Origin of the sequence: Rathayibacter sp. Leaf185 (genome assembly GCF_001423885.1) — a bacterium.
GTDB lineage: Bacteria > Actinomycetota > Actinomycetes > Actinomycetales > Microbacteriaceae > Rathayibacter.
Genome location: NZ_LMPP01000001.1, coordinates 807,730 through 829,195 on the forward strand (window position 1 = coordinate 807,730; position 21,466 = coordinate 829,195).

Genomic DNA, 21,466 nt, shown 5'->3' on the forward strand with positions numbered 1-21,466 from the left:
CGAACGGAACCGCCATGCCCCTCTTCATCACCGACGCCTCCGTCATCACCATGGACCCGGTCTCGGGCGCCGTCCCGATCACGGCGAGCATCCGCGTCGTCGACGACGTCATCACCGCGATCGGCCCCGGCCTCTCGCCCGAGCCCGGCGACGAGGTGATCGACGGCCGCGACCGCCTCGTCACTCCGGGGTTCGTCAACGCCCACACCCACTCGTGGGAGTACCTCTACAAGGGGCGCTACGACAACCTGCCCCTGGAGCTGTGGATGCTGCTGTCGTACCCGATCCTCGGGAACAGCCGCGTCGCTCCGGATCTCGTGAAGCTGCGATCGTCGCTGTTCGCGCTGGAGTCGCTGAAGGCCGGCGTGACGACCCTCGTCGACGACGTGCTCGAGAACCCCGATCAGGACGCGGCGCAGCTCGCCGCGGTGTTCGACGCGTACGACGAGATCGGGATCCGGGCGAACATCTCGGGGCACGTGATCAGCAAGCCGTTCTACGAGACGATGCCGTTCGTCGAGGAGTACCTGCCCGCCGAGATCCTCGACTCGGTGCGCTCGGCCGCGCGCCCCACGACGGAGGGGTACCTCGCGTTCAGCCGCGAGGCGTTCGCCACCCAGCACGGGCGCGGAGGCGGGCGGCTGCGCTACATGGTCGCGCCGTCGGCTCCCCAGCGCTGCGGGCCGGAGCTGCTGACGGGGGCGACCGAGCTCGCGCTCGAGCACGACGCCGAGTGCCACATCCACGTGCTCGAGACGAAGACGCAGCTGGTGACCGGCGAGGAGTCCTACGGCTCGACCCTGGTCGAGTACATGGAGCGGATCGGCGCCCTCTCGCCGAACACGACCTTCGCGCACGGGATCTGGCTGACCGACTCCGACATGGAGCGCGTGGCCGCGGCGGGGACCTCGATCTCGCACAACCCGATCTCGAACCTCAAGCTCGGCTCGGGGATCGCGCCGTGGCGGGCGCTGCACGACGCGGGGGTGAACCTCGGGCTCGGCACCGACGGCTGCTCGAGCAGCGACTCGCCGCGGATGCTCGACGTGGTGAAGGCCGCGGCGCTGCTGCACAAGGTGACCGACCCCGAGATCGCGACGTGGCCGACGGTGGCCGAGGTGCTGACGGCGGGCACGATCGGAGGCGCGCGCAGCGCCGTCCTCGACCGCGTCACGGGGAGCATCGAAGTGGGCAAGCAGGCCGACCTCGTGCTCTTCGACCTCGAGACGCTGAACTTCACCCCACGGCAGCGCCTCGAGAACCAGCTGGTCTACTCCGAGAACGGCTCGTCGATCGACACGGTGATCGTGGCGGGGCGGATCGTGGTGGCCGGCGGGCGCTCGACGACCGTCGACGAGGCGGCGCTGCGGGCCGATCTGGCGGCGCAGCTCGGCGAGATCGTCGCCTGGCAGGACTCGCTCGACCGCACGAACGGGGTACTGACGGAGCCTCTGCATCGGATGTACGAGGAGGCGATGCGGCGCGACGCCCCGATCGACCGGTTCAGCGGGAGGCGCCTGGTCTGAGTGGCGGCGCGGGGGCCCTGACGGGCCCCCGCGGCGGGATCCGTCGGGGGCGCGGCGCGGCGTGACTGGTCGGCGCCCCGCCATGAGGGCCACGGCGGCGGAGGAAGGCTCATCGAGAACGGATGTTCGAGGCTCGCCCCTAGTGTCACTGCATGAGCGCCGGGGTCCCCCTCCCAGGTCGCGCCCCTGACCTCGACGCCCCGAAGGACGCCCCGTGCCGGTGACCGCCGCGAAGCCCCGACAGCGCTCCAGCGCGCGGAAGGCCGCGAGCGGAACCGGTACGGAGAGCGGCGGCGCTCGACCCCAGACCCCTCTCCCGAGTCCCCGCTCACACCTTCCCCGATTGGACCCCACGCCCATGACTCGAACGCTCAGCGCGACTCTCGCCGCTCTGCTGGTGGTGATCGCCGCCTTCTTCACGGCGGCCCCCAGCTTCGCGGCCGCGAACCGCTACGCCTCCCCCACCGGCTCCGGAACGCTCTGCACCACGGCCGCCCCCTGCACTCTCGCCGTCGCGGTGCAGAGCGCCGCCCCCGGCGACACGGTGCTCCTCACCTCGGGCACCTACCCGACGACCGACCTCAAGGGCGGCAAGGCGACCGTCGCCGCACCCGTCCCCGTCCAGCCCGCCCCCGGCGCCTCGCCCGTGCTCGGCACGACGAAGGTCTACACGCCGAACACGGTGTGGAACGACATCTTCTCGAGGACCCCGTTCTACACCTACGGCTCGGGCATCACGGTCAACCGGATGCACATCGACGGCGCCGGGATCTTCGTGCGCAGCCCGAACGTCGTGGTCCGCGACTCCCTCTTCGAGAACGGCTCGTCGATCGACGGCATCCAGGTCGGTGGGACCGACAACGGCCTGATCGAGAACAACGTCGTGCGCGACTTCGATCAGAACAAGAACAACGGCCTGCACGCCGACTGCATCCAGGTGTTCGAGAGCAACAACGTCACGCTCCGCGGTAACAGGCTGAGCAACTGCTACAACGCGGGCATCATCTTCTCGCCGGGCGGCGGCGACGGGATGAGCGAGATCACGGTCGAGTCGAACTTCGTGTCGGGCTGCGTCGTGATCACGAACGACTGCCGCGGAGGCTCGGCCGCCGACTTCCGCGAGGTGTCGGCCGACGGGATCTACATCCGCAACAACACGTTCGAGAGCGGCGCGCTGCGCGTGGGTGGAGCGAAGAACACCGTCTTCGACCGCAACATCGTCAGCTACCTCTCCTCGTGCACCAGCCCGATGACGAACACGATCGTCGAGGGCTGGAACGTCAAGCTCTGCAAGACCCCCGCGCTGCTCAACCAGCAGGGGAACGTGCAGGGTGCTCCGGCCTTCGTCTCCTCGGCGACCGGCGACCTGCACGTCCTGAACGCCGCGCAGACGCAGATCGCGGGCTGGGGATCGACGACCGGTGCCCGCACCGACATCGACGGCGAGACCATGGGCGGCACGACCGCCGGCGCCGACCAGTTCGGCGGAGTGACCGCTCCGACCGCGACGCCCACCGCGACCCCCACTCCGACCGCGACGCCGACCCCGACCGAGACGCCGACGCCGACGGCGACCCCGACCGCCACTCCGGCGCCCACCGCGACACCCACGGTGACGCCCACCGCGACCCCGACCGCCGCGCCGGCTCCGGCCGACACGACGCGGCCGACCGTCGCGATCGTCTCACCGGCGTCCGGCACCTCCGTCACCGGCACTGTCACCCTCGCAGCGACGGCGTCGGACAACGTGGCCGTCACCGGGGTCAGCTACTGGGTCGGCACGACGAAGCTCGGCGACGCCACGCTCGCAGCCGACGGGACCTGGCAGCTCACGATGAACACCTCGGCGTTCGCCAAGGGTACCTACCCGCTGACCGCCAAGGCCGTCGATGCGGCCGGCAACTCGACGACGAGCGCGGCGGTCTCGCTAAAGCGCGTCTGATGCCGAGCTGACGATCGAGGGCTCCGGCGCGCGAGCGCTGGGGCCCTCAGTCGCTGAAGATCGCGCCGACGGGCTCGCGCTTCTCGGCCTGGAAGCGGTCCTCGGCCCGGCCCAGCGCCCAGTAGGCCGACAGCGAGAGCGCCGACCGCGGCACCCCCCAGCCGTCCTGCAGGATCCCGCGCAACTCCTTCATCGCCGTGCGCTCGCCGTGCGCGAAGACCTCGACGGCACCGTCCGGGCGCGCCTCGGCACGCACCGCCGCGACCAGGGCACGACCCGCCTCGAGGTCTCCACGGTGCAGCCAGCGGATCTCGACACCCTCGGGCGCGGTCAGCGGCACCTCGTCGGCCGACCCGCCCACCTCGATCAGCGCGCGCCCGCGGGTCGCCGGGCCCATCGCCTCCAGTGCCGAGGCGATCGCCGGGAGCGCGGAGTCGTCGCCGAGGAGGAGGTGCGTGACGGCCGGGTCCCCGCTCGGCGCCCACGCGCCTCCGGGAGCCGACATCGCGAGCCGGTCACCGGCCCGGGCGGCAGCGGCCCAGGGTCCGGCGACGCCGTCATCGCCGTGCACGACGAAGTCGATCGCGACGCTCCGCTCGCCGACGGAGCGCACGGTGTACGTGCGGCGCACCGGCAGCTCCTCGGATGCGACGCTCGCGCGAAGAGCATCGAGATCGTACGGCGGCTCGAGCGGAGAGCCGGCCGGCGGGAGCAGGAGCTTCACGTAGCGATCGGTCGCGGCCAGGCGCGCCGGGTCGGCCTCCGCCAGGAACGCGTCGAGCCCGTCGCCGCCGAGGTGGACGCGGACGAGGTGCGGGGTGAGAGGCTCGGTGCTCAGCACGGTGAGGACGTGCTGGCTGCGCGCGCGGCGCTCGGAGGATCGGGGTGCGTCGGTCATCCCTCCAGCATGCCCCGTGCGGTTCTCACCTGGGACGGCCCGACTGCAGCCTGTGCAGCGTCACCCCGGATCGCCCGTGACGGTGTCCGCCGGAGATCGGGAGGACACGACATCCCTATCTGCCGGGTCGATGGGCCCGTAATTGCTACGACGGCGAGTGGCGCACATCCGCTAGCATGCGGACACCGTGTCCACGACCGCGAAGGATCACCGTGCCGAATGCAACCGATGTCGACGCGCGTCCGTCCGAGACGACTCTGTCGTTCCCGACGACTTACCGGATACATGCGAAGAAGATCCAGAACGAGTCACTGGCCGCCGCGCGCCGGATGATCGAGGGGCTGGGCGCCGAATGGATCGAGCCGCTCGCCGAGGAAGCGACCGCGGACGCGAAGTACGCCGAGACGATCAAGACGGTGACCAGTGCGAGAGACGCTCTGCTCGGCGCCCTCCTGCCGCGCGAGATCAGACCACAGTCGCTCTCGCTCTCGAACCGCAGCGGAATGTCGATCCACGATTGGCTGCACGATGTACACGGGCTCACCGGCCAGGCGCTGAGCACGCGCATCCCGTTCTTCAATGTGTCCAAGCTCGAAGACCGCAAGCTCTTCACGGACAAAGCCGAACGCGTCCTCTCCCACTTCGCAGATCTGCGCCACCGCATCGCCACCGACTACCAGAACGACCTCAACGGCATCGCTCAACGCGCATTCGATGGTTGGCTGCAGCGCGTTGCGACCGCCTGGAGCCCCGTGGCGGACGAGATTCAGCGGGACAACGCGCCGTACGTGAGCATGCGGCCCCGCGACCACCATGCGTCGTGGAACGGTCGGGTTCCGAGCAGCTCCACCGTTCCGATTCCGGTCGTTCAGCCGGGTCGCGTGCAGTTGCAGGAATTCCGGTTCGACGGTTACACACGCGGCAAGGGCGAGGGAGGCGCCAGTGTGAGTCGGCGGATCTCGCTGCGAGCGGATCGGCTGAACCTCGAATTCCCCGTCGCCGTCGACTTCGACACCACCGGCGGATTCGTCACCGAATCCCCGGCGCTCATCGAGAGCGCGGTGATCCAGCTGCTCGCAACGCTCCCCGCTGGAATGCTCCGCGTGGACGCCGTCGATCCCGTCGGACTCGGCGAATCGCTGAAGTTCCTCTACGGTCTGAACGACGCCGGCGACAAGGTGCTCGGAGACGCCGTCTGGACCACCGCCGAGCAGTCGAGCAAGCTCCTGATCGAGTTGGAGAAGCACGTCACCTTCGTGACCCAGAAGTACTTGCAGGGCCAGCACTCGAGCCTCACCGAGTACAACGTCGCGGCCGGCGAGGTGGCCGAGCCGTACCGGGCGGTACTCCTGTACGACTTCCCCGCCATGTTCACGCGCGATGGCAACTCGTGGGACGGGGAGAGCCTGAACCGACTCGAGAAGCTGGTGGGTGCCGGCCGTCGCGCCGGTGTCTTCTTCCTCGTTCGCAGCTCGGGCGAGCAGCCGACGCTGGAGTCCCTTCTCGACCTGAACTCGACCTCCGTCTTCGGGGCCCCGGAAACGGCGCCCACCTCTGGCCATTTCACTGATCTGCACCTCGGTTGGGAGTTCGTCGGGAACGGCGCTCCGTCGGCGGCCGATCGCGAACTCGTCTTCTCCTCCGTTCTCCGCGGACTCTCGGAGACCGGGACGACACAGGTCGATCCGGCGCGAGTAGCCGATCTCGCGGCTAAGCACGAACTTCAGGCGCAGCGCCGCGGCGTCGCCTTCTCGACGGATCTCGCTCAGCCCGACCGACCGAGCACCTGGTGGCGCGGGTCCAGCGAAGACGCCCTCGTCGCCCGCATCGGGCGCATGGGCGCGTCCGGCATAGCGCAGATCCACTTCAACTCGCAGATGGAGTCGAGCGCGCTGATCGGAGGGCGAACGGGCTCCGGCAAGTCCTACCTGTTGCACGCGATCATCATGGATCTCGTGTTGCAGTACGGCCCCGACGAGCTGGAGTTGTACCTGATCGACCTCAAGGAGGGCGTCGAGTTCAAGCAGTACGCCGACCACCGTCTTCCCCATGCGAAGGCCGTCGCGGTGGAGAGCAATCGTGAATTCGCCATCAGCATCCTCCGCGCCCTCGACACCGAGATCGCCCGCCGGGGGGAGCTCTTCAACGCGACCGGCGCAGCGACCTCGAATCTGACGCAGATGCGCAGACTCGGTGGGACGAAGCTGCCACGGATCCTGCTCGTGATCGACGAATTCCACAAGCTCTTCGAGAGGGACGACGCGCTGCGCGCTGAAGCGGAGCGCTTACTGGAGCGCATCATCAAGGAGGGCCGTGCCTTCGGCGTCCACTCCATTCTCGGCTCTCAATCGATCGCTACTGTCGGCTCCGGCTTCCGCAGCCTCGCCGGTCAGATCTTCTATCGGCTGGTGCTCGCATCCTCCGAAGAGGATTCCCGGATCCTGCTCGGCGAGGGCAATCCCGACGCGCAGCTGCTGACCAAGCAGGGCGAAGGGATCCTGAACGCCAAGGCAGGCCTGCGCGAAGCGAACAACCGGTTCCAGACTGCCTTCTGGGCCCCGGAGTACCGGGCCGAGCGCTTGACGGAGGTGCGCGAGAAAGCTGACGCGCTGGGCCTGACGCAGGCCCCGATCGTCTTCGACGGGCGCGGCGCGTACTCCGTCGACCAAGTGCAGCGGGATCACCTCGGCCGCAGCAGCAAGTCGGATGCGCTCCTCATTCCGGTCGGCGCGCCGATGTCGCTGGAGCCGGTGGTCTGGGCCGTTCTCGACCGGGCGCCCGGACGCAATCTGCTGATCGTCGACGAGCTGGGTCTTCACCAGCTGCTGATCTCAGCCGCCGATCTCCGTCTCGCACTCGTCGACACGACCCTCGTCGACTTCGGAGTGTTCGACGCGAACGGTGAGGCGGCCCGCGATCAGCTCGAACTCGCCGGCGTCCGTGTGGTCCGGTATCGGGCACTCATCACCGTGCTCGACGAGCTGCTGACCGAGATCGACGGGCGCAAGGCTTCGCAGAACTACACAGCCGAGCCTCGCGTGCTCATGCTCGCCGGTCTGCACCGAGCCCGCGACTTCTCCTCCGACAGCTACTCGAACGAGCCGGGCTCCGCCTCCGCCAAGCTCGAGCGTCTCCTCGTCGAGGGGCCGGAGTTCGGAGTCTTCACCATCGCGTGGGCCGACCGTCCGGCGTCGATCGCGCGGCGACTCACCTCGGATTCCCTCCGTGAATTCACCGTCAAGCTGGTCGGTGTCATGAGCGCCGACGACTCGCGCCGCCTCACCGACTCGGATCGCGCGTCGAGCTTGAAGCGCGGGGAGACGCTCCTGGACGACTTCGACCGTGCGACCACCACGGTCCTGCGGCGCCTGGAGTTCCCCGGCGCCGACTGGCTCGCCTCACAGATCGTGCAGCAGCGTGACACCGTCGGCTGACGTCTCAGTCGACGGGGTCGTCGACCTCGCCAAGGATCTCCGCAGCTACGAGTCGCGAGTCGGCGGCGCGGCCGACACCTTTCGAGGAGCCGCGCGGTCCGTTCGACAGCACGTGCAGGAGGTCGTCGATCATCGGCGGCGCAACTCCGACGACGCCTACGACGACCTCCGGAGCCTCGACGAGGAGGACCGAGCGGCGCGGGCCCACGCCCGCGAGAACGTCGTCCGGGCGGAACAAGCGCTCGAGGGGGCGCTCCGGGTGCAGAGCACGGTCGAGGCGATCCTCGGCGAAGCCGAACGCGCTGTGACGACACATACCCGCTCGGTCGAGCAGATCGTCGCCTCAGCGCTCGGGGTGCTGAGATCGACGCATTCGGACCTCGAGGTGTACCTGCAAGCTCACTACGCCTCAGGCGGGTCCGGACCTGCCGCTGACTCCACGCCATCCACGTCCTCCACACTCGCCTCCCCCTCGCTCCCCAATGGAGTGCGGATGGTGGCGCTGAGCGACATCGACGACTCCGATTCACGGATCGTCGGCGGCCAGGATTTCGGCAAGGGCTACTCGCCTCAGGATCTGGAATGGGCGCTCAACGCTTTCGTCGATGTCGTCGTCCCCACCGTTGCAGCAGGCGGAACCATCGACGATCTCCGTGCCCGCGATGCGGCCGAGGGGCGGATGGGGACCCGCTCCTATTCGGACACCTATTCGGGTTTCCTGGACGGGGACGCGATCAAGCTCGACGGGGTGTCCGGTTCGTTCGAGGTGAAGAACGGGTACCACCGGATCTGGGTCGCCCGAAGGATGGGCCTGGACTCGATACCCGCGCGGGTGAACGACGGTGGCTGATCTGGGGCCGGCGCTCGATGAGATGCGGCGCAATGAGTCGTTCAGAGTGCAGGCGGAGTCTCGCGCCCGCATGCAGTGGCGCGACATCGTCTATCAGCGACTCGACGACCGGCAACTCTCACCGTTGCAGATCGCCGATCGGACGCTGATCGAGACCATCGCACGAGCCGACGAGGCACTGGCTCGCGCGCTTCGAGAACTGTGACACCGTCGTCGGCCCGACGACGCTCCGCCCAGGGAACACCATGAGAAGGATGACCATGCCCCACGTAGACGCCGACCCCCAGTCTCTCCGCGACGTGCGCGCCGCGCTCACCCGATGCCAGAACGACATCGACAAGTCACTCGCGTCGGTGCGGTCGACCGTGAAGAGTGCCCACTGGAACGACGATCGCCGACGACAGTTCGACCGCGATCTCGAAGGCCTCCTCGGCCAGATCTCGACCTTCTCGCGCAAGGCCGACGACCTGAAGTCGTACCTCGGCCGGAAGGCGGACGAGCTCGATCGCTTCCTCTCCCATTGAGCGCCTCCATGACACTGGAGCAGAAGATCGCCGCCGCGCGAGCGAAAGCCGCCGTCCGCCGGACGAGCGACGCGCTCGTGATCGTCGGCTCGATCATCGCCTGCATCACGGTCGTCGTACCATGGCTGATCGGGCGGTGGCCCGCTCGCGACACGTTCTTCCGAACGAACGGCCTGCTCTTCGACACGCGGGTGCGCGGAGACGGCGACTACTTCCTGTCGGACTGGATGATGGGATGCGCCATCATCCTGCTGGTCGTGGCCGCTTTCCTTCTTCTGCGGCCCTGGTCGTTGCGAGCAGCGTCCATCGTGTTCGGCTTCACCGCACTGGCGGCGGCCGCACTGTGGCTGATCCCCGCCAGCAGCGCTCAGTGGAATGCGGCCGAACAGGTCTCGTACTCGAAGTTGACCACGACGGCGTACCCCTGGTCGGTCAAAGGAGACATCTTCTCGAAGGTCACGTACTCGTGCGGGTCGGACCAACTCGAGGTCGAGGGCGCCCTCTGGCAGGTGCACACAGGACAGACCTCGTCGTCGACCGGAAGCGGATGCAATATGGTCGCCGTCTATCGAGGGTGGCAATGGATGGGAAGCGCGACGGTTCCCGACGGGGAGTCGATAGACGGCGTCACCATCGCCGACGATACGACCGTCTCCGTCACGAATTCCGCAGACGTCGAGTTGCTTCGGTTTCCGCTCAGCACCCCGCCGACGGTCGGATGAGAGGGGGTCGTCCGCATTCGGCTGACGCTGAATCGGCGACACCCTCGACCGGACGAGTCACGCGCAGGAGCAGGGGCGGTTCTTCGCGGCACGAAGGCCGGCTACGACGCTCTGGGCGACCTGGCGCTGCTCCCGACCCGTCGTCGTCGCGCGCACCGGAGTCCGGCCGGGGTGCGAGCCGCCCGCTGGCCCCTTTCGGGATCTCGCCTGCTGAGGCGAGCATGCGACATAATGCGCCTATGAGCAAGAAGATTGACGCGGCTCACCGCGCGCTGGTAGTAGCACTCGACAAGCACGCCTCCCTCGTCACCGACAAGGAGTCGAGCCAGCGGAAGGTCGAGCGCGCCGCCGCCGATCTGCGCAGCGCGGCGAAGGCGTACTCGGCACTCGTCTCGGCCCGCACCGGCACGGCGAGTCCCCTCGCCGACATCGCCGACCCGAGGCTCGACCCGCCGACGATCGCCTCGCTCCGCGCCGAGCGCGACGCGATCGCGACGAAGCTGGCCCGCCACGAGGCCGCCGAGGTGCAGTCGCTCGCAGGCTGAGCGTCCGAGACGCCGTGTTACGGGCACGTTTCGTGCACCGTCGGGCGCGTGCGTAGCGTGGCCTCCGGGATCCGCGCAGTCGCGGCGTCGTGCGACCGGAGGCCGGTCGCAGCGCCGGCGGTGACCGAGTACCGCCCGGGCGACGCACGGATCCTCTCCACGGAAGGATCCACCACAGCATGTCCCTGCGCAGCACCCTCCTCGCGACCACCGCCATCACCGCCTCAGCCCTCCTCCTCGCCGGCTGCTCGTCCGCCGCAGCGGGCGACGACGACACCGTCCGCATCGGCGTCGTCGGCGCGAGCGACCCGTACTGGGCCACCTACGAGAAGGCCGCGGAGGACGCCGGCATCGACGTCGAGATCGTCGACTTCACCGACTACAACCAGCCCAACCCGGCACTGTCCGAGGGCGAGATCGACCTCAACCAGTTCCAGCACCTGGTCTACCTGTCGCAGTACAACACCTCGGCCGACGCCGACCTCGTGCCGATCGGCGCGACGGCGATCTACCCGCTCGGCCTCTACTCGACGCAGTACGACAGCGTCGACGACATCCCCGAGGGCGCCACGGTCGCCGTGCCCGACGACGAGAGCAACCAGGCGCGCGGGCTCCTCGTGCTCCAGTCGGCCGGACTGATCGAGCTGAAGGACGGCGGCAGTATCTTCTCGAGCATCGACGATGTCGACACCGCGAAGTCCGAGGTCGAGGTCACAGCCCTCGATGCCGCACTGACCGCGACGTCGCTGCCCGACGTGGCCGCCGCGATCGTCAACAACGACTACCTCGAGGGCGCCGGTCTCGCCGCCACCGATGCCATCGCCGAGGACGACCCGAGCGACCCCAACGCGATCCCCTACGTCAACGTGTTCGCGGCGCGTTCCGAGGACGCCGACAACGCGACCTACACGAAGCTCGTCGAGATCTACCAGAACACGCAGGCAGTGCTCGACGGCGTCTCCGAGAACTCCGGCGGCACCGCGATCTTCGTGAAGACCCCCGCCGACGAGCTGCAGTCGACGCTCGAGACCGTCGAGAAGGACACCGCGGCGCAGGCCGGCTGAGCGCCGAGCGGCCAGGAGAGCAGCGCAGTGACGCTCATCAGGCTCACCGACGTGAGCAAGACCTATCCTCCGACGTCGCGCGGGGGCGCGAGCGCCGTCGCCGTGGACGGCGTCAGTCTCGACATCGAGGCCGGCGACGTCTACGGGGTCATCGGCTACTCCGGCGCCGGTAAGAGCACGCTCGCGCGCCTCGTCAACGCTCTCGAGCCCGCGACGAGCGGGAGCATCGAGATCGACGGGCGCGAGATCGTCGGGCTCCCCGAGCGCGAGCTGCGTCGGCTGCGCCTCGGGATCGGCATGATCTTCCAGCAGTTCAATCTGTTCGGCTCGAAGACCGTGTGGCAGAACGTCGCCTACCCGCTGCAGGTCGCCGGCACCCCGCGCGCCGAGCTGCGCGCGCGGGTCGACGAGATGCTGAGCTTCGTCGGCCTGTCGGAGAAGGCGCGCAGCCACCCGGAGCAGCTCTCGGGCGGCCAGAAGCAGCGCGTCGGCATCGCCCGCGCGCTCGCCGCCGCGCCGCGCATCCTCCTCGCCGACGAGGCCACCAGCGCCCTCGACCCGGACACCACGGGCGAGGTCCTGGCGCTCCTACGCCGCATCAACGAGGAGCTCGGCGTCACCATCGTCGTGATCACGCACGAGATGGACGTGGTGCAGCAGCTCGCGACGAAGGTCGCCGTGATGGAGGCGGGGCGCGTCGTCGAGCGCGGCCCCGTCTTCGACGTGTTCTCGGCGCCGCAACAGCCCGTGACGCAGCGGTTCGTCTCGACGGTCGTCCGCTCGATACCGTCCGCGGCGGAGGCGGCGGTGCTGCGCGAGCGCCACCGCGGCCGGCTGGTCACCCTGTCGTTCTCGGACGACTCCGCCTCGCAGGGCGACGTCTTCGCCGAGATCGCGCGCGCCGGCGTGCCGCTCGAGCTCGTCTACGGAGGCATCACCGACGTCCGCGGTCGCGCCTTCGGCCATCTCACCGTCGCCCTCGACGCCCCCGACGACACCGTCGACCCTCTGCTGGCCCGCCTCGGCGGCCGCATCACCCTCACGGAGGTGCCCCGATGGACGCACTGATCCCCCTGCTGCCCAAGCTCGGCGAAGCGACCGGTCAGACGCTCTACATCGTCGCGCTCAGCCTCCTCTTCGGTGGGATCGGCGGGCTCGCGATCGGGCTCGGGCTGGCACTCACCCGCGGCGGGGCGCTCTTCGCGAACCGGTTCGTGCACGGCCTGCTGAACGTGATCGTGAACGTGTTCCGGCCGATCCCGTTCATCATCTTCATCGCCGCGGCGCAGCCCCTCGCACGCCTCGTGGTGGGCAAGGGCATCGGCACCGACGCGATCGTGTTCACGCTGTCGCTGGCCGCGGCCTTCGGTATCGGTCGGATCGTCGAGCAGAATCTGCTGACGGTCGGCCCCGGCGTGATCGAGGCCGCGCGCTCGGTCGGCGCGAGCCGCCTCCGGATCGTGCGCACCGTGCTGCTGCCCGAGGCGCTCGGGCCGCTGATCCTCGGCTACACCTTCGTGTTCGTGGCGATCGTCGACATGTCGGCCGTCGCGGGGTCGATCGGAGGCGGCGGCCTCGGCACCTTCGCGATCCAGTACGGCTACCGGCAGTTCGAGCCCGTGGTGACGTGGGCGGCCGTGCTCGTCATCATCGTGATCGTGCAGGTCGTGCAGCTGCTCGGCAACGTGCTGGCCCGCCGCGTGCTGCGCCGCTGACCCCTGGCCCGAACGCGAGATGCCACTTGAGTACGCAACACGCCGAGGCGGGCGTACTCAAGTGGCATCTCGTGGGAGTGGTCAGTAGCGAGGCTTGCGCTCCGGGCGGTCCATCGAGCGCGACGGGCCGGAGGGGCGGCCGCCGCGGTCGGAGCCGGCGCGGCTCGGACGGCGGTCGGGCTTGAGCTCGATCAGCTGGCCGCTGATGCGGGTGTCGGCGAGCCGGTCCAGCACGTCCTGCGAGAGGTCGGCGGGCAGCTCGACGATCGAGAAGTCCGGGCGGATGTCGATGTGCCCGAAGTCGCCGCGGTTGAGGCCGCCCTCGTTCGCGAGCGCGCCCACGATCTGGCGGGGCTCGACGCGCTGACGGCGGCCGACCTCGATCCGGTACGACGCCAGGTTGCTGTTCGACGAGCGCTGACGGCGCTCGGGGCGCTCGCCCCGGTCGTCGCCGCGGTCCGAGCGGCTGTCGCTGCGCTCCTCGCGCTCGCGGCGGGCGAAGCGGGGATCGTCGGCCGAGAGCAGCAGCGGCTCCTCGCCCTGCGCGACGATCGCCAGTGCGGCGGCGACGTCCGACTCGACCACGTCGTGGTGCTCGACGTAGTGGCCGATGATCTCGCGGAACCGCTCGAGCCGCTCACGGTCGGCGAGCGCCTCCGTGATCGCGTCGTCGAAGCGCGAGAGGCGGGTGACGTTGACGTCCTCGACGCTCGGCATCCGCATCTCGGTGAGGGGCTGGCGGGTCGCCTTCTCGATCGCGACGAGGAGGCGGCGCTCGCGCGGCGTGACGAAGCTGATCGCCGCTCCGCTGCGCCCGGCACGGCCCGTGCGGCCGATGCGGTGCACGTACGACTCTGTGTCGATCGGGATGTCGTAGTTGACGACGTGGCTGATCCGCTCGACGTCGAGGCCGCGGGCGGCCACATCCGTCGCCACGAGGATGTCGAGCTTGCCCGACTTCAGCTGCTCGACCGTGCGCTCGCGCTGGGCCTGCTGCACGTCTCCGCTGATCGCGGCGGCGGTGTAGCCGCGGGCGCGCAGCTTCTCGGCCAGCGACTCCGTCTCGCTCTTGGTGCGGACGAACACGATCATGCCCTCGAAGTTCTCGACCTCGAGGATGCGGGTGAGGGCGTCGACCTTCTGCGGGTACGACACCATCAGGTAGCGCTGCGTGGTGTTGACGGAGGTCGTGGTCTTGTTCTTGACCGTGATCTCCTCGGGCTCCTTGAGGTACTTGCCCGAGATGCGGCGGATCTGCGCCGGCATCGTCGCCGAGAAGAGGGCGATCTGCTTCTCGATCGGGGTGTCGGCGAGGATCGTCTCGACGTCCTCCGCGAAGCCCATCTTGAGCATCTCGTCGGCCTCGTCGAGCACCAGGAACTTCAGCTGCGAGAGGTCGAGCGTGCCCTTCTCGAGGTGGTCCATGATGCGGCCGGGCGTGCCGACGACGACGTGGACGCCGCGCCGCAGAGCGGAGAGCTGCGTGCCGTAGCCCTGGCCGCCGTAGACGGGGAGCACGTGGACGCCGCGGAGGCCGGACGCGTAGCGCTCGAACGCCTCGCAGACCTGCAGCGCGAGCTCGCGCGTGGGCGCGAGGACGAGCGCCTGCGGGGTCTTCTGCGAGAGGTCGAGGCGCGACAGGATCGGCAGCGCGAACGCGGCCGTCTTGCCGGTTCCGGTCTGCGCGACGCCGAGGACGTCACGGCCGGAGAGCAGGGACGGGATCGTCGCGGCCTGGATCGCCGAGGGGATCTCGTAGCCGACCTCCTTGAGCGCCTTGAGCACGGGGTCGCTCAGGCCGAGGTCGGAGAAGGTCTGCGAGGGGGCGGAATCGGCCTCGGGAGTGGTTGCAGCCACCGGAGCGGTATCGCTCTCGGGGGCGGAAGAAGGTGTATCGGTGGTCGCCATACTGCAACGGTAGGCCGTCCGGAGCCCTCTTACCGCAGAAACCGGCCTCCGGGGGCGTATTGGGGCCTCCCGTCAGTAGAACTCGACGGTGTCGACGCGGTTGATCAACGGCTCCCCGTCGAGGAACCGGGTGGCGTTGCGGGCGAAGAGCTCGGCGATCAGGCGGTCCTCGGCCGAGTTGAGGGCGGCGGTGTGGGGGCTGATCAGCACGTGCGGATGCGTCCAGAGCGGGCTCTCGCGCTCGAGCGGCTCCTCGGCCACCACGTCGAGCGCGGCGAAGCCGACACGTCCGTCCTCGAGCGCGGCGATCATCGCCTCCTCGTCGATCACAGTGCCGCGGCCGACGCTGACGAGCGTCGCACCCGGCTTGAGGGCCGCGAAGAAGTCGGAGCCGACCAGCTTCTCGGTCGCGCTGGTCCCGGGCAGGGTCACCACGACTCCGTCGATGCGTCCGGCCACGTCGGCGATCGCCGAGGGCACGACGACCTCGTCGACGTGCTCGACCGAGGTCTCGTGGCGGCTCGTGCCGATCACGCGGGCGCCGAACTGCGCGAGCAGGCGCGCGGTCTCGCGGCCGATGCTGCCGAGGCCGACGACGAGGATCGTCTGCTGCGAGAGCAGCCCCATCGTCCAGCGCGAGCCCCAGACACGATCGCGCTGGAGCGACTGCAGCCGGGGCAGGGACTTGGCGCCGGCGAGGAGTCCGAAGATCGAGAACTCGGCCAGCGGAGCCGCGTGCACACCGGCCGAGGTCGAGAACGCGACGCGCTCGAGCTGCTCGGAGTCGAGCTCCGCCGCCTTGACCTGAGCGCCGCCGCCGGCGGGCATCGTCTGCACCCAGCGCAGGCCCGGGTTGGCCGCGACGGCGCGGGCGAGCGCCGACGGAGTCTCGTCGGGCACCCCGTAGAGCACGTCGGCCGAGTCGATCAGCGCCTCGAACGCGGCCTGCTGCTCGGGAGTGCGCTCGAAGGCCGGGTCGCCCTGGTGGTCGCCGGGGTGGCGCATCGGGGCGAGGAGGCTCTGGTCGGCGATGAAGTCGATCCGCGGCTCGAGCTCGACCACGCGGGCGATCAGCTCGTCGCTGATCGGGGTGGCGGCGACGACGCGGAGGCGTCCCTGGGTCACGGTGGTCTCCCTCGATGCGGGCGGGTCGGGCGGAGCGCCCGGGGCAGGCGCCACCATACCGACCGGGTCCGACAGTGAGGTCCACGAGCGAGATCCGTGAGTGAGATCCCTGTCATAGGGGGCGCATCGGAGCCGCACAGCCCCACCGGTCAGGGTCGACCTCGACGGACACCACGAGCGACGAGGAGCACCCCACGATGACCCGCATTCCCGAGCCCCAGCGCACCCCGGACGGACTCTCCTACGAGGGCCGCCGCCTGGACCGCCCCGACGACGAGGTGGTCGACCAGGGCCTGCTCTTCGATGTCGGCACCCTGTTCAGCCGGCGCCGCGTGCTCTCGCTGATCGGAGTCGGCGCGGCCTCGGTCGGGTTGGCCGCCTGCTCCACGGCGGGCGGGACGAGCGCCATCGCCTCCGCGACGGCGACGGCCTCACCGACGGCTTCGGCTTCGGCTTCGGTCGCCGCCACCGCCGGCGCCGAGATCCCCGACGAGACCGCGGGCCCCTATCCGGGCGACGGCTCGAACGGGGTCGACGTGCTCGAGAACTCGGGGATCGTCCGCAGCGACATCCGCTCGAGCATCGACAGTGCGACGTCGGCCGACGGCGTCCCGATGACGCTCGGCCTCACGATCCTCGACCTGGCGAACGGCGGCGTGCCCTTCGCCGGTGCCGCCGTCTACGTCTGGCACTGCGACGCGGGCGGGAACTACTCCATGTACTCCAGCGGCATCGAGGACGAGACCTACCTCCGCGGAGTGCAGGTCGCCGACGCGAACGGCACGGTGACCTTCACGTCGGTGTTCCCGGCGTGCTACTCGGGGCGCTGGCCGCACATCCACTTCGAGGTCTACCCGGGCATCGACTCGATCACCGATGCGTCGAACGCGATCGCGACCTCGCAGGTCGCGCTGTCGCAGGAGGCGTGCGAGGCGGTCTACGCCCTCGACGCCTACAGCGGCTCGGCGAGGAACCTCGCGCAGGTCACCCTCGACTCCGACAACGTCTTCGGCGACGACGGAGGCGCCCTGCAGCTCGCCGCGATGAGCGGCGATGCGGCCTCGGGCTACGTCGTCTCGCTGACGGCGCCGGTCGACACCGCCACCACTCCGACGGCGGGCAGCGCGCCGGGGAGCCGCTGAGCTCAGGCGGGAGGCTGGTCGGGCAGGGCCGCCGTGCCGGTGGCGCGCAGGCGCTCCTTGACCAGCTCGGGGAACAGCGGTCGCCCGTAGAAGTAGCCCTGCGCACGCTCGGCGCGCAGGCTCGTCAGCAGTGCGTGGGCCGACGGGGTCTCGACGCCCTCGACGATCGTGTGCATGTCGAGGTCCGAGACGAGGTTGATGATCGAGCGGAGGATCGTGGCGTGCCGCGGGTTCTCCTCGTCCGAGAGGAAGACGCGGTCGATCTTGACGATGCTGAGCGGGACGGTCAGCAGGGCCGCCGCGGCCGCGTGCTCCTGCCCGTAGTCGTCGAGGGCGATCGCGATGCCGTCGGCGGTGAGCACCCGCACCCGCTCGATGACAGCCTCGTCGACGTGGCCGATCGACCCCTCCGTGAGCTCGAGGCAGAGCTGGATGCCGAGCTCCGCAGTGCGGTGGGCCCGGATCAGGTCGACGACGTCGTCGTGCATCAGCTGCTCGGCCTCGATGTTGACGCTGAGGAACGCGACGCTGTCGTCGATCTCCCGGAACTCGGCCATGCACTCCACCGCCTGGTCGACGATCTGCATCGTCAGCCGGTCGAGCAGGCCGAGCGAACGGGCGATGTCGACCAGCGTGAGCGGGCTCAGCGCAGTGCCGTCCGGTCGCGTGTGACGGGCCAGTGCCTCGAAGCCGATGATGCGCCGCTCCGCGACGTCGATCACGGGCTGGAACGCGACGCGAACGGTCCCGCCCAGCACCGCGGCGTGGATCTCGGCGAGGAGGTCGGCCCCCTCGGTCGCCGAGCCCTTGCGATCCTTCTTCGACTCGTACATCCGCGCGTCCGCCTCCTGCATCACCCGATCGAAGCTGCCGCTGTCGACGGCGACTGGGGCGCCGATGCTGATGCGGGGGTCGAGGGTCGCGCCGCCGACTATAACGGGGCGCTCGACAGCGCGCGCGATCCGGAGCGCGACGGCTCCGGCGGTGACGGAGTCGAGGAGGACGGCGAACTCGTCGCCGCCGATGCGCGCGACCACGTCCTCGCCGCGCACGCTCTCCCGGATCCGGCGACCGACCTCCTCGAGCACGACGTTGCCCGTCGAGTGCCCGTAGGTGTCGTTGACGGCCTTGAAGTCGTCGAGGTCCATGAACAGCATGGCGCGCTGGCCGGGGTCGTCGATCGCGGCGAACTCCTCGTAGAGCCCGCGGAGGTTCGTGAGGCCGGTGAGCGAGTCGGTCGTCGCCTGGTCGCGCAGGGTGCGGGTGTTGCGTCGGTCGTACAGCGCCTGCGTCGCGATGTGCGCGAGGGCGAGCAGGGTCCGGTGCTCGAGCACCGAGAACCCGTCGGAGTCGGGCCGGCGCGTGAGGACGAGGTGGCGGACGCCGGTGCCCGGCGCGGTCACGGGCGCCGACAGCTCGAAGGGGCGGCCGGGCCGGTCGGCGATGCGCGTGCTCGCCGAGGGGATCGCGGTGCGCGCCGCGCGTTCGAGCGTCTCGAAGATCGCCGCCTGATCCCCCCAGGGCAGCGCCAGCGAGGCTTCGATCAGGCTGTTCAGCTTGCGCTCGACACGGCTGCGGCGCAGATTCTGGCTGATCACGGCGATGACGAGCGCGACGATCCCGAGGGCGTTGGCCGAGCGGATGTCGAGACCGTCGGCGATCTCGATCCGCTGGACACCCGAAGAGAGGTGCGCTCCGTAGGCGAGCGCCACCAGCGCCGCATTGAGAGCCAGCACGAGCACGACGCGATCGGGGCGGAGGGCGGGGCGGGGCACATCCGGGACCTGGGCGAGCGACAGCCACGCCTGCAGGTACTCGAACCCGATCGAGATCGCACCGTAGGCGAGGACCGCCGGGACCGCGGCGAGCACCGGCCACCAGCCGGTCTGCGGGAACAGGGAGAGCACGAGGAGGAAGGCTCCGCCCGAGAGCGAGGCGAGGCCTGTCCAGTAGACGACGGCGAGCCAGGGTCTGCGCGCGAGCACCTGGAAGAGCGCGAGGGCGATCAGCCAGAGCAGGAGCGCCTCGGGCGCCGGGACGTCCTGCGCGAGGAACGCGAGGACGGACGCGCCTACTCCGAAGGTCACCGTGCCGATGCCGGAGGCGAGCTCGAGGCGGAACGAGGCGGTGACCCACATCGCGGCGAGCAGCACGAGGAACGGGAGCCAGCGCCCGGGCAGTGCGGGCGCGTGCGGCACGAGGAGGACGAGAGCGAGGAGGATGCCCGCGGTACCGACTCCGAGCCGGAGCGCTCTCACCGCGCCTGCCGACGCGGCCTGCTCGGGGAGGGCGACTCCGGGGACGGCGGTGCCCACAGCTTCGTCGCTCACGCGGCCCCCCGTCGCCCCTGCGTTCGGGGGTCGCGCTTACTCTGGCAGATCTTCCGGGCCGCGACGCATCGTGCGCTATCCCCCGTTTGCTGGGCAAAACGGCGGAGGCGGCGGCATGCCTGCGACGAGCAGCATCTCAGGACGGAGTGCACCGAGAAGCGGTCCGCGTCTGGGCGGAGGGGGAAACGAGACGCCGCCGACATGTCTGCTGGTCGAACAGCCTGCGGGCCCAGCCGCGCCAACCTGGCTCAGCAGATCGGCGCCGTGGCCTGCCTCGCGGCGCTGGTGGATCTCGAGACGCCCGCTGCGCGGGCTACTCGATCAGCACGGGACGGGCTTCCGCTGGGATGCCCGCTGGAGTCGGACGGGCGCGGCGCGGGGCGTCAGAACGGGGGCGGTTCATCGTCGAAGCGCGGGCGCGGCGGTGGGGCGGGCGGTCGTCCGGGGAGGGCGGGTGGTCGGGTGCTGACGTGGCGGCCGGTGGGGGTGGTCCAGTCGGCTGTCCCGTCGGGGTGGAGGCGGTAGGTCCAGCGGTCGCCGTGGCGGACGTGGTGGTGGGCGGTGCAGAGCGAGGCCAGATTGCTCAGCGCCGTCTCGCCTCCGTTGCGCCATTCGATCGTGTGGTCGGCCTCGGCCGTGGAGGCGGGTCGGGTGCAGCCGGGGAAGCGGCAGGTCTGATCGCGCAGCTGCAGGTGCAGGCGCATCGGCGGTGGTGGGACGCGGTGTGCGCGTCCGACGGAGGTGACGGTGCCGGTGTCCGGGTCGGTGAGGACGCGGGTGAACGTGGCCGCGGTTCCGACGAGGTGACGGGCGGTCGCGGCGGGGATCGCTCCGTAGCCGTCGAGGTCGGCGTGCGCGTCATCGAGGCCCGCGGCGGTGCTCGCGGCGAGGGTGAGGCGTACGTCCGCGCGGATTCCGGGGACGAACGTCGGAGTCGTCGTTCCGTCGCTGACCGGGGTGGTGCCGGCGATGTCGCCGTCGCAGAGCAGATCGGCGAGGGCGTCGGCGCGCAGCTGCGCGAGCGTGCGCTCGTCTCCGTGAGTGCTGTCGCCGTCGCGGAGTGTCCGCGCGATGCGGTCGAGGCGGTTGTACGCGCCGACCGCGTCTGGCGCCGGAAGGTACGCGGAGAGCGTCGCCATTCCGTCGGTCTCGGGGGTGAGCCAGACGCTGCGGTCCTCTTTCGCGCGGGCGTGCCGCTTCTCGAGGGGCTGGTCGTGCAGCTCGTCCCGGAGGCGGTCGACTGCGCGCCGCAGTTGGGTCGGCGTCTTCGAGATCGCCAGCTCGGAGGCGCGTTCGTCGAACTCGGGGAGCGACTCCTTCGGCAGCAGTGCGGCGACGGAGCAGATCACCTCGGCCGCCCGCCAGCGGATGCGTGCGGCCGCGAGAGCCGCCCTCGTCAGCGGCAGGTCCTCGACGAGCAGGTGGGCGCGTTCGAGTTCGCGGGACAGCTCGCGCTCGGACACTCCCGATCCGACCGCGAGCTCGGCGCGGATCGAGCGCTCGACGAGGTCGTGGGACTCGCTGCTCGACAGGCCGCCGCGGGCGAATGCGAGCGGGATCGAGAACGCTGCCCGGTACACCTGGTAGAGCTTCTCGGCAGCCGCGAGCAGAGCCGGGGACGCGTTCCGGGCGAGCCGGCCGACCTCATCGGCGCCCTCGCGGATCGCGTCGAGTGACGCCTCCGCGGGTCTCATTTCTGCTGCAACTGCCATACGGACATCGAACCAGCGAGCACCGACAC

The 21,466-nt window shown here is 70.0% G+C and carries 17 protein-coding genes; 12 read left to right on the forward strand and 5 right to left on the reverse strand.

Annotated features, from left to right (window positions below):
- Positions 1 to 14: 14 nt before the first annotated feature.
- Positions 15 to 1,526: an amidohydrolase family protein gene (locus ASG06_RS03980; protein WP_056038811.1), complete on the forward strand. Its 1,512-nt coding sequence runs from the start codon at positions 15 to 17 to the stop codon at positions 1,524 to 1,526.
- Between the two features lie 358 nt (positions 1,527 to 1,884).
- On the forward strand, positions 1,885 to 3,468 hold the full coding sequence (locus ASG06_RS03985) for an Ig-like domain-containing protein (protein WP_056038813.1): 1,584 nt from the start codon (positions 1,885 to 1,887) through the stop codon (positions 3,466 to 3,468).
- Between the two features lie 46 nt (positions 3,469 to 3,514).
- Here the strand turns inward: ASG06_RS03985 and ASG06_RS03990 are convergent, their stop codons facing one another.
- Positions 3,515 to 4,366, reverse strand: coding sequence for a siderophore-interacting protein (locus ASG06_RS03990; RefSeq protein WP_056038815.1), 852 nt, complete (start codon positions 4,364 to 4,366; stop codon positions 3,515 to 3,517).
- Between the two features lie 212 nt (positions 4,367 to 4,578).
- Between ASG06_RS03990 and ASG06_RS03995 the strand changes: the two genes are divergently transcribed.
- From ASG06_RS03995 to ASG06_RS04040, 9 genes are all read left to right on the forward strand, one after another.
- A complete protein-coding gene (locus ASG06_RS03995; protein ID WP_162238995.1) occupies positions 4,579 to 7,800 on the forward strand; it encodes an FtsK/SpoIIIE domain-containing protein in 3,222 nt (1,073 codons plus the stop codon).
- A 112-nt stretch (positions 7,801 to 7,912) separates the two neighbouring features.
- On the forward strand, positions 7,913 to 8,650 hold the full coding sequence (locus tag ASG06_RS19820) for a hypothetical protein (RefSeq protein WP_156465850.1): 738 nt from the start codon (positions 7,913 to 7,915) through the stop codon (positions 8,648 to 8,650).
- Positions 8,643 to 8,855, forward strand: a complete 213-nt coding sequence (locus ASG06_RS04010; protein ID WP_056038827.1) for a hypothetical protein — start codon at positions 8,643 to 8,645, stop codon at positions 8,853 to 8,855. The genes ASG06_RS19820 and ASG06_RS04010 overlap by 8 nt, the downstream gene beginning before the upstream one ends.
- Positions 8,856 to 8,910: 55 nt before the next feature.
- Positions 8,911 to 9,174: a hypothetical protein gene (locus tag ASG06_RS04015; protein ID WP_056038831.1), complete on the forward strand. Its 264-nt coding sequence runs from the start codon at positions 8,911 to 8,913 to the stop codon at positions 9,172 to 9,174.
- 8 nt (positions 9,175 to 9,182) lie between these two features.
- Entirely contained in the window at positions 9,183 to 9,896 is a 714-nt protein-coding gene (locus ASG06_RS04020; protein ID WP_056038833.1) for a hypothetical protein, read from the forward strand.
- 239 nt (positions 9,897 to 10,135) lie between these two features.
- Positions 10,136 to 10,441, forward strand: a complete 306-nt coding sequence (locus tag ASG06_RS04025; RefSeq protein ID WP_056038835.1) for a hypothetical protein — start codon at positions 10,136 to 10,138, stop codon at positions 10,439 to 10,441.
- A 179-nt stretch (positions 10,442 to 10,620) separates the two neighbouring features.
- Positions 10,621 to 11,505, forward strand: coding sequence for a MetQ/NlpA family ABC transporter substrate-binding protein (locus tag ASG06_RS04030; RefSeq protein ID WP_056038838.1), 885 nt, complete (start codon positions 10,621 to 10,623; stop codon positions 11,503 to 11,505).
- A gap of 27 nt (positions 11,506 to 11,532) precedes the next feature.
- Entirely contained in the window at positions 11,533 to 12,573 is a 1,041-nt protein-coding gene (locus ASG06_RS04035) for a methionine ABC transporter ATP-binding protein (protein ID WP_056038840.1), read from the forward strand.
- Positions 12,561 to 13,220 carry a methionine ABC transporter permease gene (locus ASG06_RS04040; protein ID WP_056038844.1) on the forward strand — a complete coding sequence of 220 codons (660 nt, stop codon included), beginning with the start codon at positions 12,561 to 12,563 and terminating at the stop codon, positions 13,218 to 13,220. Before ASG06_RS04035 ends, ASG06_RS04040 begins: the two co-directional genes overlap by 13 nt.
- Before the next feature lie 81 nt (positions 13,221 to 13,301).
- On the opposite strand, the gene ASG06_RS04045 is transcribed toward ASG06_RS04040, so the two are convergent.
- Positions 13,302 to 15,128, reverse strand: coding sequence for a DEAD/DEAH box helicase (locus tag ASG06_RS04045; RefSeq protein WP_056038848.1), 1,827 nt, complete (start codon positions 15,126 to 15,128; stop codon positions 13,302 to 13,304).
- Positions 15,129 to 15,200: 72 nt separating this feature from the next.
- The gene (locus tag ASG06_RS04050) at positions 15,201 to 16,253 is read right to left on the reverse strand and encodes a D-2-hydroxyacid dehydrogenase (protein ID WP_056038851.1); all 1,053 of its coding nucleotides are present in this window, start codon (positions 16,251 to 16,253) and stop codon (positions 15,201 to 15,203) included.
- A 197-nt stretch (positions 16,254 to 16,450) separates the two neighbouring features.
- Between ASG06_RS04050 and ASG06_RS04055 the strand changes: the two genes are divergently transcribed.
- A complete protein-coding gene (locus ASG06_RS04055) occupies positions 16,451 to 17,395 on the forward strand; it encodes an intradiol ring-cleavage dioxygenase (RefSeq protein WP_056038855.1) in 945 nt (314 codons plus the stop codon).
- 2 nt (positions 17,396 to 17,397) lie between these two features.
- Here the strand turns inward: ASG06_RS04055 and ASG06_RS04060 are convergent, their stop codons facing one another.
- A complete protein-coding gene (locus ASG06_RS04060) occupies positions 17,398 to 19,725 on the reverse strand; it encodes a putative bifunctional diguanylate cyclase/phosphodiesterase (protein ID WP_156465851.1) in 2,328 nt (775 codons plus the stop codon).
- Between the two features lie 383 nt (positions 19,726 to 20,108).
- Positions 20,109 to 21,437 carry an HNH endonuclease signature motif containing protein gene (locus ASG06_RS04065; protein ID WP_082498918.1) on the reverse strand — a complete coding sequence of 443 codons (1,329 nt, stop codon included), beginning with the start codon at positions 21,435 to 21,437 and terminating at the stop codon, positions 20,109 to 20,111.
- Positions 21,438 to 21,466 lie beyond the last annotated feature (29 nt).

Excerpts from the sequence above, each read along its gene's own strand:
- ASG06_RS04045 (WP_056038848.1), bottom strand. The coding sequence starts at position 15,128 with ATGGCGACCACCGATACACCTTCTTCCGCCCCCGAGAGCGATACCGCT.
- ASG06_RS04020 (WP_056038833.1), top strand. The coding sequence starts at position 9,183 with ATGACACTGGAGCAGAAGATCGCCGCCGCGCGAGCGAAAGCCGCCGTC.
- ASG06_RS04015 (WP_056038831.1), top strand. The coding sequence starts at position 8,911 with ATGCCCCACGTAGACGCCGACCCCCAGTCTCTCCGCGACGTGCGCGCC.
- ASG06_RS03985 (WP_056038813.1), top strand. The coding sequence starts at position 1,885 with ATGACTCGAACGCTCAGCGCGACTCTCGCCGCTCTGCTGGTGGTGATC.
- ASG06_RS04030 (WP_056038838.1), top strand. The coding sequence starts at position 10,621 with ATGTCCCTGCGCAGCACCCTCCTCGCGACCACCGCCATCACCGCCTCA.
- ASG06_RS03980 (WP_056038811.1), top strand. The coding sequence starts at position 15 with ATGCCCCTCTTCATCACCGACGCCTCCGTCATCACCATGGACCCGGTC.
- ASG06_RS04055 (WP_056038855.1), top strand. The coding sequence starts at position 16,451 with ATGACCCGCATTCCCGAGCCCCAGCGCACCCCGGACGGACTCTCCTAC.
- ASG06_RS04065 (WP_082498918.1), bottom strand. The coding sequence starts at position 21,437 with ATGGCAGTTGCAGCAGAAATGAGACCCGCGGAGGCGTCACTCGACGCG.
- ASG06_RS04025 (WP_056038835.1), top strand. The coding sequence starts at position 10,136 with ATGAGCAAGAAGATTGACGCGGCTCACCGCGCGCTGGTAGTAGCACTC.
- ASG06_RS04040 (WP_056038844.1), top strand. The coding sequence starts at position 12,561 with ATGGACGCACTGATCCCCCTGCTGCCCAAGCTCGGCGAAGCGACCGGT.
- ASG06_RS03990 (WP_056038815.1), bottom strand. The coding sequence starts at position 4,366 with ATGACCGACGCACCCCGATCCTCCGAGCGCCGCGCGCGCAGCCAGCAC.